Below are 14,620 nucleotides of genomic sequence, written 5' to 3'. Positions count from 1 at the left end.
AGACCGCCGACCACGACAATCTTGTGTGCGTACGGATGTTCGGGTGGTTCCGCTGGTTCTCGGGCCGGCCCTGTTTGTGCTGGTAGGCGCCCTGCTGTTCGCTGGGGCGGTGGACGATTCGGTACTGGTGGGCATTCCCCGCCCGGGTCCGTTCACCGAGTGGGCCCTGCCGGTGGTCACCTTCACGGCGGACGTCCTCGGCGTCCTGGTGGCCGGAATCACTGTCACCGCGGCGTTCCTGCTGCCCGGCGACGGCCCCAGCGTGGCCGCGCACGGCTGGCTGCTGCTGCGGCGGGCCGCCGGGCTCGCCCTCGGCTGGGCGGCCGCCTCGCTCGCCCTGGTCGTGCTGACCGTGTCGGACGTGCTGGCGGTTCCGGTGGGCCGGCTCAGCGCGCACGCCGTCGCCAGCTTCGCCTTCTCGATCGGCCAGGGCCAGGCGCTGCTGCTGCAGGCGGCGCTGGCGCTGGCCGTCGTGGTGCTGAGCCGGGCCGGGGTGTCCCGCGGGCTCGCCTTCACGACAGCGGTGGTGGCCTCGATCGCGCTGCTGCCGCCGGCGTTCACCGGGCACGCCGCCTCGGCCGGCAACCACCAGATCGCGGTGACCAGCCTCGCGTTGCACGTGCTGGCCGCCTCGCTGTGGATCGGCGGTCTCGTGGGGCTGCTGGTGGTCCGCCGGGTCCGCCGCTTCGCCGAGACCGCCTCGCGGTACAGCCGGCTCGCTCTCGCCTGCTTCGTGGCGACGGGCGTCAGCGGCGTGGCCAACGCGGCCGTGCGCCTCGGCGGCCTGTCGCCGCTGTGGACCACCCGGTACGGCGTCCTCGTGCTGCTGAAGGTCCTGGCCCTGGTCGTGGTGGGCCTGATCGGCGCGCGGCACCGCGCCCGGACGCTGCCGGCGCTGGCCGACGGGAAGCCGGGCGCGTTCCCGCGGCTGGCGGTGGGGGAGCTGGCCGTGCTCGGCGCGGCGGTGGGCCTGGCCGTGGCGCTGTCGCGGTCACCGGCGCCCGAGGCCGTGGCGGAGCCGGATCCGCTGGTCGAGCTGCTGGGCTTCGGGATGCCGGCGCCGGCGACCGCGCTGCGGATGCTCGGCAACCCGCTGCCGGACATGTTCTTCCTGACGATCACGGTCGCCGGGGTCTTCTTCTACCTGGCCGGGGTGCTGCGGCTGCGCCGAGCCGGGCACGCGTGGCCGGTCAGCCGCACGGCGAGCTGGACCGGCGGCATGGTGGTGCTGGCGGCGATCACCGGCCTCGGGGTCGTCCGGTACTCGTACGTCCTGTTCAGCGTGCACATGGTCCAGCACATGGTGCTCTCGATGGTGGTGCCGATCCTGCTGGTCGGCGGCGCGCCGGTCACGCTGGCCCTGCGCGCGCTGCGCAAGCCGTCCGATCCGCAGGTCCGCGGCGCGCGGGAGTGGCTGCTGATCGCGCTGCACAGCCGGTACACGCGCTTTCTCACTCACCCGGTCGTGGCGCTGGCGATCTACGTCGCGAGCCTGTACGGGCTGTACTTCAGCGGGCTGCTGGGCACCCTGATGCGCTACCACCTGGGTCACCTGGCCATGCTGGCCCACTTCGTGCTGGCCGGCTATCTGCTGTTCTGGGTGCTGATCGGTGTCGACCCGGGACGCCGGCGCGTGCACCCGGCGCTGCTCACGCTGGTGCATTTCCTGGCGATGGTGTCGCACGCGTTCTTCGGTTTCGTGCTGCTGCAGGCGACGACCGTCATCGGCCTGGACTGGTACAGCGCCGTCCACCCGTCCTGGGCCTCGTCGTTGCTGGCCGACCAGCGGCTCGGCGCCGGGCTGGCCTGGGCGTTCGGTGAGCTGCCGGCCGCCGTCATCATGCTGCTGCTGGTCCGGCAGTGGATCCGTAGCGACGAGCGGGAGCAGGTTCGCCTGGACCGGGCGGCCGACCGGGCCGACGCCTCGGGCGAACAGGACGACCTGGCCCGCTACAACGCTTTCCTGGCCGCCGCGTCGGCCAAGGACGGCGGGAACTTTCGCGGCTCGGCGTCCGACTAAGTCCGCAAAGCCCCTCAAACAGGAAGATAACGATGTATACCATCGCTCGTCGGTCGTTCGCTCTCGCTCTCGTCGTCGCCGCTCTGGCCGGTTGCGGTTCCCAGTCCGCCGCCAAGTCCACTGAGGAGGGCTCCCTCACGGTCCGGGACCCCTGGGTGAAGGCCGTGGACAAGGGCATGACCGCCGCCTTCGGCACCCTGGTGAACGGCACCGGCAAGGACGTGACGGTGGTCAAGGCGGCCACCTCCGTCTCGCCGATGGAGCTGCACGAGATGGCCATGCAGGACGGGAAGATGGTGATGCGGCCCAAGGAGGGCGGCTTCGTCATCAAGGCCGGCGGCACCCACGAGCTCTCGCCCGGCGGCGACCACCTGATGATCATGGACCCGTCGGCGCCGATCAAGCCCGGCGACGAGCTCCGGTTCACCCTCACCCTCGGCGACGGCGGCACGGTCCAGTTCAGCGCGGTGGCCAAGCCGTTCACCGGCGCGGGGGAGAGCTACGCCCCCAGCGCCGCGCCGTCGATGGCGGGCATGTGAGGCTCCGCCGCCGCTACCTGCTCGCCGGCGGCGCGCTGGCCGGGGCCGGCGCCGCCGCGGGCTTCCTCGCGACCCGGGAGGAAGCGTCAGCGGTCGCGGCTTCGGACGTCGTTGCCTTCCACGGCGTACGCCAGGCCGGCGTGACCACCGAGCCGCCGGCGCACGCCTCGTTCGTCGCCCTCACCCTGCCCGCCGGCACCGACCGGCGGGCGCTGGGCCGGATGATGCGGCTGCTCTCGGACGACGCCCGCCGGCTCACCGCGGGGGAGCCGGCCCTGGGCGACACCGACGCCCAGCTGGCCGTGCTGCCGGCCCGGCTGACCGTCACGTTCGGCTTCGGGCCGGGCCTGTACCGGGCGGCCGGGCTGCCGTCGCCGGTCAAGGATCTGCCGGCGTTCCCGATCGACCGGCTGGAGGCGCGGTGGTCGGGCGGGGACCTGCTGCTGCAGATCTGCGCCGACGACCCGCTCACCGTCGCGCACGCCCAGCGCATGCTCGTCAAGGACGCCCGGCCGTTCGGGGCGGTCCGGTGGGCGCAGATCGGCTTCCGGCGCGCGTACGGCGTGCAGCAACCGGGCTTCACCCAGCGCAACGTGCTCGGCCAGCTGGACGGCACGGCCAACCCGGCCGGGGCCGCGAGGGACACGGCGGTGTGGCGGCCGGACGGCAGCACCACGCTGGTCGTGCGCCGGATCCGGGCCGAGATCGAGAAGTGGGATCTGCTCAGCGTCGGCGACAAGGAGAACGCGGTCGGCCGCCGGATGGTCAGCGGGGCGCCGTTCACCGGGACGAGGGAACACGACGAGCCCGACTTCGCCGCGCTCGACACCACCGGCCTGCCCGTCATGCCGGACTTCGCCCACGTGACCCGGGCCCACGTCACCGACCCGGCGCTGAAGATCCTGCGCCGGCCGTACAACTACGACGCCGCCCCGAACGCGGCCGGGCACCCCGACAGCGGGCTGATCTTCGCCTCGTACCAGGGCGACATCGAGCGGCAGTACGTGCCCATCCAGCAGCGTCTGGCCGAGAAGGACCTGCTCAACGAATGGATCACCCCGATCGGCTCGGCGGTCTTCGCCGTGCCACCCGGCTGCACCGAGGACGGCTGGATCGGCGAGGAAGTGCTCACATGACGTACCTCGGAAAGGTTCTGCTCGGGCTCGCGGCGCTGGTGGCGGTACTGCTGCCCGGCACGCCGGCGTGGGCGCACACCCAGCTGGTCGCCACGAGCCCGGCCAGGGAGGCCGTGCTGACGAAGGCCCCCGAGGCGATCACCCTGGAGTTCAGCCAGCGCCTCAACCCGTCGTTCACCACTATCGCCCTCAGCGACGCGGCCCGCCGCCAGATCGCCGCCTCCACCCCCGCCGTCGACACGGCGAAGGGCACGATCGTCCCGCGCGAGCCGTTGGGCAACGGCACCTACACGGTCGCCTACCGGGTGGTGTCGGTCGACGGTCACACGGTCCAGGGCTCGTACGTCTTCACCGTCGACGACCCCGCGCTGCCCCCGGCGGCGGCCACCACCGCCACCCCGCCGGCCGGCTCCGGAGGCGGCGTTCCCGCCGGCGTCCTGATCGGTCTCGCCGCCTTGGGCGTGGCCCTCGCCGGCACCGCTACCTGGTTCTTCGTCGCCGGTAAGCACCGGTCGGCGGCCCGTGCCTGACCGCGGCTACCGTGTCCGGATGCGAGGATGCACCCTGACCGTCTGCCGGGACTGCTGCTGCGGCAACGCGCTCAAGCACCCGTCGGTCGACCACGACGCCCAGCTGGACCGGTTGCGGTCGGCGCTGGCGCCGGCCCATCGCGTACGGACCAGCCGGTGCCTCGACGTATGCGACGAGGCGAACGTGATGGTGGTGCACCCCACGCCCGCCGCCCGGCGGAGTGGCGCCGCGCCGGTGTGGTTCGGCCTGGTCCTCAGCGACGCGGTCGAGGCCGACCTGGTCGCCTGGGTCGAGGCCGGCGGGCCGGGTGTGGCCGAGATTCCGCCGGTGCTGGACCTCTCGGTGATCCCGGCCCCGGGCCGCCGCCCCGGATGATCATGACGGGGTGCGGCGGCTATGGTGGTCGGGCCGTGGTGCTCGGGAAGCCGGTGTGAGACCGGCGCGGCCCTCGCCACTGTGAACGGGATGCCGGAGCCACCGTGAGGTCACTGGGCGTAACCGCCTGGGAAGGCCGGCCGCCGGCGCATCATCCCGTCAGCCAGGAGACCGGCCACGGCACCGCAACGACCCGTCCACGAGGTGCTGGAAGGCGGTCCCGATGCGCGTACGCGCCGTACGGTCCCCTGTGTCCTGGCTCGCTGCCGTTCTGGCAGTGGGTCTTCTCGCCGGCTGTGGCGGCGCGTCCGAGGCCTCGGACAAGCCGCCCACCGAGGCGTCGATCACGAACTGCGGGATCGCCGTGCCCACCGGCACACCGCCGGCGCGGATCTTCGCCGCCTTCCACAACGCCATCGAGGCGGTGTACGCGCTCGGCGCCGGCGACAAGGTGGTCGGCGCCGCCTACCTCGACAATCCGCTGCTCCCCGAGTACGCCGCGCGGTTCACGCCGGCCTACTACCCCGAGGAGTACCCGAGCCGCGAAGAGGTGCTGCGGCTCGACCCGGACTTCGTCGTCTCCGGCTTCACCGGTGCCTTCACCCCCGAGGGCCTCGGCACCCGGGCCGAACTGAACAAAATCGGCATGGGGTCGTACCTGTTCTCGCAGTACTGCCCGTCGGCCGACGGCAAGGACCAGAAGGACCTGGCCGCCAACGACGTCTCCCTCGACAGCGTCTACGGCGACCTCACCGGCCTCGGCCAGGTGCTCGGCAAGACAGCCGAGGCCCAGGAGCTGGTCGCGAAGATGAAGAAGACCGTCGCCGACACCGGGAGCAAGCTCACCGGCGTGACCCGGCCGCGGGTCGCCATGCTCAACCGGCCCGGCGGCGGCGAACTGCGGGTCTTCGGCACCGGGGACGTCGCCACCACCATCATCGAGAAGGCCGGCGGCACCCAGGCCTTCGACGACGTGCCGGGCCGGCTCACCCGGGTCGGCACCGAGGAGCTGATCCGGCGCGAGCCCGACGTGATCGTCGTCCCCGCCTGCTGCGGCGCCGATGTCGGACCGTCCGGGGCACAGGACGTCATCGACGGGCTCAAGAAAGATCCCGCGCTGGCCAACGTGCCGGCGGTCCGCGCCGGCCGGATCTACGCGGTCACGTTCGCCGAGGTCACCCCGGGCGTCCGCAACGCCGACGCCGTCGCGAATCTGGCCAAGCTCCTGCACCCGGAGAAGTTCTGAGCCGGCGCGCCGTGGGCCTGGTCGTGGCCGTCGCCGTGCTGGCGGCGGCCACGACCGGTTCGGTGCTGCTCGGCAACCAGACCATCGGCGTACGGGCGGCGCTCGGCACCTGGCTGCACCCGGACGGCTCGGACGTGCAGCGGATCGTGGAGTACCTGCGGGTGCCGCGCACCCTGGTCGGCCTGCTCGCCGGGGCCGCGCTCGGCGTCTCCGGCGTGCTGCTGCAGGGGCTGACCCGCAACGCGCTGGCCGGTCCCGAGGTGCTGGGGGTGAACGCCGGCGCGGCGCTGACCGTGGTCCTGGGCATCACCCTCTTCGGCGTGCACAGCTTCGGCGGCTGGGTCTGGTTCTCCTTCGCCGGCGCCGCGCTGGCCGGCCTGGGGGTCCATACCCTGGCCTCGTACGGGCGAGGCGGGGCCACGCCGGTCAAGCTGGCCCTCGCCGGGGCGGCCGCGACCGCGTTCCTGGGCGGCCTGACCACCGCGCTCACGCTGCTCGACATCAACACCTTCAACGCCTACCGGTACTGGTCGGTGGGCGCCCTCACCTCGGCCGACGCGGCGGTGATCCGGACCGCGCTGCCGTTCCTGGCGGTGGGCGCGGCGCTGGCCGTGCTGTCGGCGCGGGCGCTGGACGCGCTGGCCCTCGGCGACGACATGGCCCGCTCGCTCGGGCAGGGCCTGATGGTGGGCCGGGCCACGGCCGCACTGGCCGCCGTGGTGCTCACCGGCACGGCGGTGGCCCTGGCCGGGCCGATCGCGTTCGTCGGCCTGACCGTGCCGCACATGGCGCGGGCCCTGGCCGGACCCGGGCATCGGTGGCTGCTGCCGTACGCGGCCGTCCTCGCCCCGATCGTCCTGCTGACGGCCGACGTGCTCGGCCGCGTGGTGGCACGGCCGCAGGAGCTCCAGGCCGGAATCGTCACCGCCATCGCCGGGGCGCCGTTCTTCGTGGCTCTGGTACGCCGTCGCAAGCTGGCCGAGCTGTGAAGCGCCACGCCGACCGGAGGGCGGTCGTGGTCACCGTGGTCGCGTTGCTGGTGGGGCTGGGCGCGCTGCTCGTCTCGCTGACCAGAGGCGACTATCCGATGCCGCTGTCCGACGTGCTCACCGTGCTGGCCGGCGGCGACGGCGCGACCCGGCGCAGCGCGTACGTCGTCCTCGAGTTGCGCCTGCCCCGCGCGCTCGGCGCGATCGCCGTCGGGGCGGCGTTCGGGCTGTCCGGGGCGATCGTGCAGCGGGTCGTCCGCAACCCGCTGGCCAGCCCGGACATCATCGGCATCAACGCCGGGGCGGCCGCGGTCGCGGTGTTCCTCATCGTCGTCCTGGCCGCCGGCCCGCAAACCGTGGCGGTAGGCGCGCTGGCCGGGGCGGCGGCCACCGCGGCCGCCATCTACCTGCTGTCGAGGCGCCGCGGGGTCACCGGCTACCGGCTCGTGCTGGTCGGCATCGGCGTCACCGCCATGCTCACCTCGGTGACCGCCTACCTGCTCAACACCGCGAACATCTACACCGCCGAGCAGGCGTCCATCTGGCTGACCGGCAGCCTGGCCGGCCGGTCCTGGGGACAGGTCGCGCCGGTCGTGGTCGCGGTGGTGCTGCTGCTTCCGGTGGCCCTGGGGCTGGCCGCGCCCCTGCGCGCCCTGGAACTGGGCGACGACCTGGCGCTGGCCCTGGGCGTGCGAGCCGAACGGGCCCGCGCCGCGCTGCTGCTCACGGCCGTGGCCCTGGCCGCGGTGGCGACCGCGGCGGCCGGCCCGATCGCCTTCGTCGCGCTGGCCGCACCACAGATCGCCCGCCGCCTGGTCCGCGAGCGCGGGCTGGCCCTGCTCCCGTCGGCCGCGGTGGGCGCCGCCCTGCTCTCCCTGGCCGACCTGGCCGCCCGCCGGGTCCTCGCCCCGGCCGAGCTGCCCGTGGGCGTGCTGACGACGGTACTCGGCGCTCCCTTCCTCATCTGGCTGCTGGCCAGAGCGAACCGCATCGGGAGAACCGGATGACTGAACTGCGCGCGGCCGGGCTCGGCCTCGGCTACGAGGGCCGCCCGGTCGCCACCGGACTCGATCTCACGGTGGCGCCGGGGCGGATCACCGCGATCGTCGGGCCGAACGCCTGCGGCAAGTCGACGCTGCTGCGCGGTCTGGCCCGGCTGTTGCGGCCGTCGGCCGGGGCCGTGCTTCTGGACGGGGCCGACATCCACCAGCTGCCGACGCGGGAGGTCGCGGCCCGCGTCGGCGTGCTGCCGCAGCAGCCGGTCGCCCCCGACGGCATCAGCGTCGGCGATCTGGTCGCGCGCGGCCGCCATCCCCACCAGCGGTGGCTGCGCCAGTGGTCCGCGCGCGACGAGGACGCCGTGGCCGCCGCGCTGGCCGCCACCGGGGTCGCCGACCTCGAACACCGGCCGGTCGACGAGCTCTCCGGCGGCCAGCGCCAGCGGGTCTGGATCGCCCTCGTGCTGGCCCAGGAGACCGATCTGCTGCTGCTCGACGAGCCGACCACCTTCCTCGACCTCGCCCACCAGCTCGAAGTGCTCGACCTGCTCGCCGACCTCAACGCGGCCGGCCGCACCGTCGTCGCCGTGCTGCACGACCTCAACATGGCCTGCCGCTACGCCCACGACATCGTCGCCATGCGCGACGGCGCCGTGATCGCCCAGGGGGCGCCGGCCGAGGTGGTCGACGCCGCACTGGTCCACAAGGTGTTCGGCGTACCCGCCCGCGTCATCACCGACCCGGCGGCGGGAACCCCACTGGTCGTGCCGGAGCTCAGAAGTCGTCGTCGAAGCTGACGCTTCCGGTCACCCCGACCTGGTACGCCGAGACGCGGCGCTCGAAGAAGTTCGACAGCTCCTGGACGTCCTGCAACTCCATGAAGGCGAACGGATTCGCGCTGCCGTAGCGGGGCGCGATGCCCAGCGCGGCCAGCCGCCGGTCGGCCACGTGCTGCAGGTATTCGCGCATGTCGGCCGGCGACATTCCGGAGACGCCCTGGTCGAGCAGGTCCTCGGCGAACTGCACCTCGCATTCGACGGCTTCGGCGAGCATCGCGCTGACCTGTTTCTCCATGTCGGCGTCGAACAGGTCCGGCTCCTCCCGCCGTACCTGGTCGACCACGTCGAACGCGAACGCCATGTGCATCGACTCGTCGCGGAAGACCCAGTTCGTCCCCGAGGCCAGGCCCGGCAGAACGCCGCGGGAGCGCAGGAAATACACGTACGCGAAAGCGCCGTAGAAGAACAACCCCTCGATGCACGCCGCGAAGCAGATCACGTTGAGCAGGAACGCGCGGCGGTCCTCTCTCGACTTCAGCTCACGAAGCTCGTGGACGGAGTCGATCCACCTGAAGCAGAACTCGGCCTTCCGCGCGATCGACGGGATGTTCTCGACCGCCGCGAACGCCTCGAACCGCTCCCGTTCGTCGGGCACATAGGTGTCGAGCAGGTTCAGGTAGAACTGGACGTGCACGGCCTCTTCGAACAACTGCCGGGAAAGGTAGAGCCGCCCCTCCGGCGAATTGACGTGCTGGTAGAGGTTGAGCACGAGGTTGTTGGCGACGATGGTGTCGCCGGTGGCGAAGAAGGCCACCAGCCGCGAGACGAGGTGCCGTTCGGCGGGCGAGAGCTTGGCCAGGTCGGCGAGGTCGCCGTGCAGGTCGACCTCCTCGACGGTCCAGGTGTTCTTGATGGCGTCCTTGAACCGGTCGAAGAAGTGCGGGTACTTCATCGGCCGCAGGGTCAGGTCCATTCCGGGGTCGAGCAGCATTACTGGCAGGCCTCACATGACTCGGGGTTCTCCAGGGAGCAGGCCTCGGCCGGGGAAAGCACCGGCACGGTCGCCTGCTGAATGCGCGTCGCCGGTCGCGAGCGCAGGTAGTACGTGGTCTTCAGGCCGGTCTTCCAGGCGTAGAGGTACATCGACGAGACCTTGCCGATGGTCGGCGCGCTCATGAAGAGATTCAGCGACTGCGACTGGTCGATGTACGGGGCGCGGGCGGCGGCCAGGTCGATCAGGGCCCGCTGCGGAAGTTCCCACGCCGTACGGAAAAGCTCGCGCACCTCGGCCGGCAGCTCGGTGATTCCCCGCACCGATCCCTCGGCCCGTTTGATCCGCTCGCGGATCGGGGCGGTCCACAGGCCGCGGGCCTTCAGTTCCCGCACGAGATAGGAGTTGATCTGAAGGAATTCGCCGGACATCGTCTCGCGCTTGAACAGGTTGGACACCTGCGGCTCGACGCATTCGTAACAGCCGGCGATCGACGCGATCGTCGCGGTCGGAGCGATCGCGATCATCAGCGAGTTCCGCAGGCCGTGCTCGCCGATCCGGGCCTTCAGGGCGGCCCACCGATCGGCTTGGGCGGGAGTGGCGCCCCACAGTTCGTGATGCAGATCCCCCTTCGCCGCCCGCGTTTCCGGATACGCCGGATGCGGGCCGAACCGCTCGGCCAGCGCCACCGACGACTCCAGCGCGGTCAGGAAGATCTCCTCCTGTACGCGGGTGGACAGCTCCCTGGCCTCGGCCGAGTCGAACGGCAGCCGCAGCTGGAAGAAAGCGTCCTGCAGGCCCATCAAGCCGAGCCCGACCGGCCGCCACCGCGGATTCGACCTGGCGGCCTGCGGCGACGGGTAATAGTTGATGTCGATGACCCGGTCCAGGAAGACCACTGCCGTACGCACGGTCTCGCGCAGTTTCTCCCAATCGACGCCACCGCCGGCGAGGTGCGCGCCGAGATTGACCGAGCCGAGGTTGCAGACCGCGGTCTCGTCGTCCGAGTTGACCTCGAGGATTTCGGTGCACAGATTCGACAGGTGAATGGTGTTGCCGGGCGCGCCGGTCTGGTTCGACAGCCGGTTCGACGGGTCCTTGAACGTCATCCAGCCGTTGCCGGTCTGTGCGAGCGTGCGCATCATCCGCCCGTACAGGTCGCGGGCCTTGACGGTTTTCACCGCCTTCTTCTCGGCCCTTCGGTACGCCTCGTCGAACGCCTCACCGAACAGGTCGGGCAGTTCCGGCGCGTCGGACGGGTCGATCAGCGACCAGTCGCCGTCGGCCTCGACCCGGCGCATGAACTCGTCCGGGATCCAGTTGGCCAGATTCAAGTTGTGGGTACGGCGTGACTCCTCACCCGTGTTGTCGCGCAGTTCCAGGAATTCCTCGACGTCGGGATGCCACGGCTCCAGATAGACGCACGCGGCGCCCTTACGGCGGCCGCCCTGGTTGACCGCGGCGACCCCGGCGTCGAGCGTCTTGAGGAACGGGACGATGCCGTTGGATCTGCCGTTGGTGCCGCGGATCAGAGCGCCCCGGCCCCGGATCCGGCTCCACGAGACACCGATGCCGCCGGAGAACTTCGACAGCTTCGCGACCTGGTGGTAGCGCTCGTAAATGGAGTCGAGCTCGTCCTTGGGGGAGTCGACCAGGAAACACGACGACATCTGCGTGTGCCGGGTGCCGGAGTTGAACAGCGTCGGCGAACTCGGCAGGTAGGCCAGCGACGACATGAGCCGGTAGAAACCGATCGCCTCGTTGGCGTTCCCGGAGAGACCGCAGGCCACCCGGAGCAGCCAATACTGCGGCGTCTCGACGACATCCCGGGAATGCGGATGCCGCAGCAGATAACGATCGGCCACGGTACGCAGCCCGAAGTATTCGAATCGGCGGTCCGCGTCCCCGTCGATCGCGTCGTCGAGCTTGCGGGCGTTACGCCGTACGAAAGCGGCCGTCTCATCCCCGATCAGCCCCAGCTGATGGGCGTAGCGGATGGACTGGGAGAAGCTCGCGACCCCCTGCAGGCGGACTTCCTTGTCCACGTACGCGGCCAGCAGCCGCGCGGCCAGCAGCCGCGCGGCCAGCTTCGAATACTGCGGCTCCTCGCCGATCAGCTCGGCCGCCGTCTGAATGGAGAGCTTGTCGAGTTCGGCGGTGGTGGCACCGTCGTACAACCCGCTGATGGTCTTCGTGGCGACCCGTAACGGGTCGACCTCGTCGAGATCGCCGGACCAGCGCTCGACCGCCTTGACGATCTTGCTGACGTCGACCGTTTCCCGATCGCCGTCGCGTTTGCGTACCCGCACCATGTCTCCCTCGCCTGGGTGAAGGCACGCGGGAGACGCCGACGGCCACGGCACGGCCGACTGGTGGCGTCGGCCGTCCCACGCGGCCTTCGACCGCCGCACACCGGACGGCGTGCGGCGCGCTGGCAGGTCTTCGGACTCGTGGGCGCTCAGCTTCTTCCTACCGGCCGTCGCTTCCCAGGCTCGCGCCCAGTGCTGTGTGACGGCTTTCGTTCCCACTCACCGCTGCGGGGCAGTCCCGGACTCACACCGGGTTCCCTCTTGCCTCGGCCGCACCGTGACGGCGCGGCCGAACCAGCTGCGTGAGACACCATATATGGGCGGACCCCCAAAGCGACAACACCAGATGCTGTGATCGGCGTGTCGCCTCCCGTGATCACCGGTCGCCCACCGGCTACCCTGCGCCCGTGCCGCCGAACCGCCGTACCGCAGCCCGCGCCCTCATCCTCGACGAGAACGGCCACGTCCTGCTGTGCCGGTTCGTCACGCCTCACCCGGCCGTCCCCGAGGAGCCCAGGTGGTCTGGTCCGCCCCACCCATTTCGAACCTCAGGGCGAGATCGCCGGATACCGCGGGCCTGACCTGTTCTCGTTCCGCCACCTGGCCACGCTACTGACCGCCCTGCTCACCTCGGATCGTGCTCGGCCTGTGAACACCGCCCCGCTGGTGGTTCTCAGCCCCGGACTTTCCTGACATCCGCCGGCCAAACGGCGAGCTTCATCCGTCCGTACGCGAACACCCGCAACTCCGGGTCAAGCCACCACAGCCGCTCGGCCCGCGTCATTCCCAGCTCCCGCCCGACCCGAAGCTCACCCAGCGGAACCCGCCACCCCAGCCGTGGCACCCAGGTGCGGAGGCCGTCCGCCCCGAGATCGAGATAGCCGTGCCGCCACCGGCGCCCCGGTCTCTTGAGCGCCGCCTCAACCCGCACGACGCCCGCCCGAGCCCGCCCGATCCGCAGCCGTCCGAGCGCTTCCCCCAGCTCGCCGCCCACGGCCCCGGCGATGAGGTCACCCACCAACTCAGAGATCACCAGCCAATGCTCGTCGCCGAGCATCCCTCACTCAACGTGACGATCATGACAGTCGGCCGCTGCTGAGGGCCGCTCCGGCGGCGCCGTGCCTCCAGGGCCGGGTGCCGGGATGGCCGTCGCCGATCCGGAACCCCGTGTCGGCGTGCGCGGGAAGCGCCGCGAGCTTGCCGGCAGCGGGTTACTGACCCGGGCGTTCGTCGCGGCCCGGCATCGTGATGCGGCCCACCGCCTCCTCCATGGCGAAGTGGCCCAGGTATTCGTCGGGCTGGCCGGGGCGGCGGCGGTAGGCGTGCCAGTCGTCGCTGACGCCCGCGTGGATGTAGCCGATGTCGGTGCCGTCGAGGGTGACGCTGTAGCCGCCCATCGTGCTGACGGTCAGGGTCGCTCCGGCGATTCTGCGACTGTTCAGAGGTACGCGGCGCTCCATCCGTCCACCTCCACACTCCGGAGTCACGTGGCTCCAGATGGTGGCCCGGTTGCCGGCCGGAAAACAACAGCCGAACGGCCGATTCGATGAACCACCTTGGGGGCCACTGCCTTCATCGGCCACTGATCATGCTGTTAGGTTGTTGCACATCTTTGGCAACAACCAACTGTGGGGGTTTGTGGTGTCCGCCGATGTGCTGGGGCTGACCGCCCGACGGCGCCGCACGACCCTCTGGGTGCTGGGCCTGGTCGCCGGGCTGATCGCCACGGGGGTGATCGCGGTCGGCACCGGCGCGATCGGGATCGGCCCGGTGACCGTGGCCAAGATCCTGGGGCACCGGCTGATCGGCTTCCCGTCGGACGTCACCTGGACGCCGCCGCAGGAGGCCATCGTCTGGCAGGTGCGGCTTCCCCGCGTGCTGCTGGGAATGCTCGTCGGCTCCGGTCTTGCCACCTGCGGCGTGGCGCTGCAGGCGATGGTGCGCAACGTGCTCGCCGACCCGTATCTGCTGGGCATCAATTCGGGCGCCTCCAGCGGCGCCGCGGCGGCCATCCTCTTCGGGGTCGGTGCCGGCTTCGGTCAGTACGCCCTGTCGGCCAGCGCCTTCCTCGGCGCGCTCGCCGCGTCGCTGCTCGTCTTCCTGATCGCGCGCGGCGGTGGCCGGGTCACCTCGATGCGCCTGCTGCTCTCCGGCGTCGCCGTCGGCTACGCGCTCTACGCCCTCACCAGCTTCCTGATCTTCGCGTCGGGCTCGGCCGAAGGCTCCCGTTCGGTGATGTTCTGGCTGCTCGGCTCGCTCGGCCTGGCCCGCTGGGACGCGCTGCTGGCGGTGGCCGCGCTCGTCATCGGCGGCACCATCGCCTACCTGACCGTCAGCGGCCGCCGGCTCGACGCCCTCGCCGTCGGCGACGAGACCGCGCACACGCTCGGTGTCTCCCCCGACCGGTTCCGGATGCGGTTGCTGATCGTCGTCTCGCTCGGCGTCGGCGTGCTCGTCTCCGCCTCCGGCAGCATCGGCTTCGCCGGGCTCGTCGTACCCCACCTGGCCCGCCGGATCGTCGGCGCCACCCACACCCGCGTGGTGCCGGTGGCCGCGCTGCTCGGCGCGATCCTGCTGGTCTGGGCCGACGTGGTGGCCCGCGTCGTGCTGGCCCCGCAGGAGATCCCCATCGGCATCATCACCGCGCTGCTCGGCGCCCCGTTCCTGCTGATCCTCATCCGCCGCCTGCACGCCACCGGAGTCTGAG

14 protein-coding genes and 2 riboswitches are annotated in these 14,620 nt (G+C 71.5%); of the genes, 10 read left to right on the top strand and 4 right to left on the bottom strand.

Annotation, left to right across the window (positions count from 1 at the left end):
- Positions 1–43: 43 nt before the first annotated feature.
- The 9 genes from AB0C26_RS40170 to AB0C26_RS40130 all read left to right on the top strand — a co-directional run bounded on the left by AB0C26_RS40170 (position 44) and on the right by AB0C26_RS40130 (position 8,631).
- Positions 44–2,020: a cytochrome c oxidase assembly protein gene (locus tag AB0C26_RS40170; RefSeq protein WP_360258798.1), complete on the top strand. Its 1,977-nt coding sequence runs from the start codon at positions 44–46 to the stop codon at positions 2,018–2,020.
- Between the two features lie 32 nt (positions 2,021–2,052).
- Positions 2,053–2,559: a copper chaperone PCu(A)C gene (locus tag AB0C26_RS40165; RefSeq protein ID WP_360258795.1), complete on the top strand. Its 507-nt coding sequence runs from the start codon at positions 2,053–2,055 to the stop codon at positions 2,557–2,559.
- Positions 2,556–3,695 carry a Dyp-type peroxidase gene (locus AB0C26_RS40160; RefSeq protein WP_360258792.1) on the top strand — a complete coding sequence of 380 codons (1,140 nt, stop codon included), beginning with the start codon at positions 2,556–2,558 and terminating at the stop codon, positions 3,693–3,695. Before AB0C26_RS40165 ends, AB0C26_RS40160 begins: the two co-directional genes overlap by 4 nt.
- Positions 3,692–4,225 (top strand): copper resistance CopC family protein, encoded by a 534-nt coding sequence (locus AB0C26_RS40155; RefSeq protein WP_360258789.1) that lies wholly within the window; start codon positions 3,692–3,694, stop codon positions 4,223–4,225. Before AB0C26_RS40160 ends, AB0C26_RS40155 begins: the two co-directional genes overlap by 4 nt.
- Positions 4,226–4,259: 34 nt before the next feature.
- A complete protein-coding gene (locus tag AB0C26_RS40150; RefSeq protein ID WP_360258947.1) occupies positions 4,260–4,601 on the top strand; it encodes a hypothetical protein in 342 nt (113 codons plus the stop codon).
- Positions 4,602–4,620: 19 nt separating this feature from the next.
- Positions 4,621–4,796, top strand: a riboswitch (cobalamin riboswitch).
- An 82-nt stretch (positions 4,797–4,878) separates the two neighbouring features.
- Positions 4,879–5,847: an ABC transporter substrate-binding protein gene (locus AB0C26_RS40145; RefSeq protein WP_360258786.1), complete on the top strand. Its 969-nt coding sequence runs from the start codon at positions 4,879–4,881 to the stop codon at positions 5,845–5,847.
- A gap of 11 nt (positions 5,848–5,858) precedes the next feature.
- Positions 5,859–6,836 carry an iron ABC transporter permease gene (locus AB0C26_RS40140; protein WP_360258783.1) on the top strand — a complete coding sequence of 326 codons (978 nt, stop codon included), beginning with the start codon at positions 5,859–5,861 and terminating at the stop codon, positions 6,834–6,836.
- Complete coding sequence (locus AB0C26_RS40135; RefSeq protein ID WP_360258780.1) at positions 6,833–7,843, top strand: iron chelate uptake ABC transporter family permease subunit; 1,011 nt, start codon at positions 6,833–6,835, stop codon at positions 7,841–7,843. The genes AB0C26_RS40140 and AB0C26_RS40135 overlap by 4 nt, the downstream gene beginning before the upstream one ends.
- The gene (locus AB0C26_RS40130; protein ID WP_360258777.1) at positions 7,840–8,631 is read left to right on the top strand and encodes an ABC transporter ATP-binding protein; all 792 of its coding nucleotides are present in this window, start codon (positions 7,840–7,842) and stop codon (positions 8,629–8,631) included. The genes AB0C26_RS40135 and AB0C26_RS40130 overlap by 4 nt, the downstream gene beginning before the upstream one ends.
- Here the strand turns inward: AB0C26_RS40130 and AB0C26_RS40125 are convergent.
- The 4 genes from AB0C26_RS40125 to AB0C26_RS40110 form a co-directional block, all read right to left on the bottom strand.
- Entirely contained in the window at positions 8,609–9,604 is a 996-nt protein-coding gene (locus AB0C26_RS40125; protein ID WP_360258774.1) for a ribonucleotide-diphosphate reductase subunit beta, read from the bottom strand. The genes AB0C26_RS40130 and AB0C26_RS40125 overlap by 23 nt on opposite strands.
- Positions 9,604–11,916, bottom strand: coding sequence for a ribonucleoside-diphosphate reductase subunit alpha (locus AB0C26_RS40120; protein ID WP_360258771.1), 2,313 nt, complete (start codon positions 11,914–11,916; stop codon positions 9,604–9,606). Before AB0C26_RS40120 ends, AB0C26_RS40125 begins: the two co-directional genes overlap by 1 nt.
- Before the next feature lie 103 nt (positions 11,917–12,019).
- Positions 12,020–12,227, bottom strand: a riboswitch (cobalamin riboswitch).
- Between the two features lie 359 nt (positions 12,228–12,586).
- Positions 12,587–12,970 (bottom strand): hypothetical protein, encoded by a 384-nt coding sequence (locus AB0C26_RS40115; protein WP_360258768.1) that lies wholly within the window; start codon positions 12,968–12,970, stop codon positions 12,587–12,589.
- A gap of 154 nt (positions 12,971–13,124) precedes the next feature.
- Positions 13,125–13,373 carry a hypothetical protein gene (locus AB0C26_RS40110; RefSeq protein WP_360258765.1) on the bottom strand — a complete coding sequence of 83 codons (249 nt, stop codon included), beginning with the start codon at positions 13,371–13,373 and terminating at the stop codon, positions 13,125–13,127.
- Positions 13,374–13,512: 139 nt separating this feature from the next.
- Here AB0C26_RS40110 and AB0C26_RS40105 point away from each other — a divergent pair, with 139 nt between their 5' ends.
- Positions 13,513–14,619 carry an iron ABC transporter permease gene (locus AB0C26_RS40105; RefSeq protein WP_360258762.1) on the top strand — a complete coding sequence of 369 codons (1,107 nt, stop codon included), beginning with the start codon at positions 13,513–13,515 and terminating at the stop codon, positions 14,617–14,619.
- Position 14,620 lies beyond the last annotated feature (1 nt).

It is taken from the genome of Actinoplanes sp. NPDC048796, from assembly GCF_040650035.1.
Lineage (GTDB): Bacteria > Actinomycetota > Actinomycetes > Mycobacteriales > Micromonosporaceae > Actinoplanes.
This window is presented reverse-complemented; position numbering and strand designations above follow the sequence as displayed.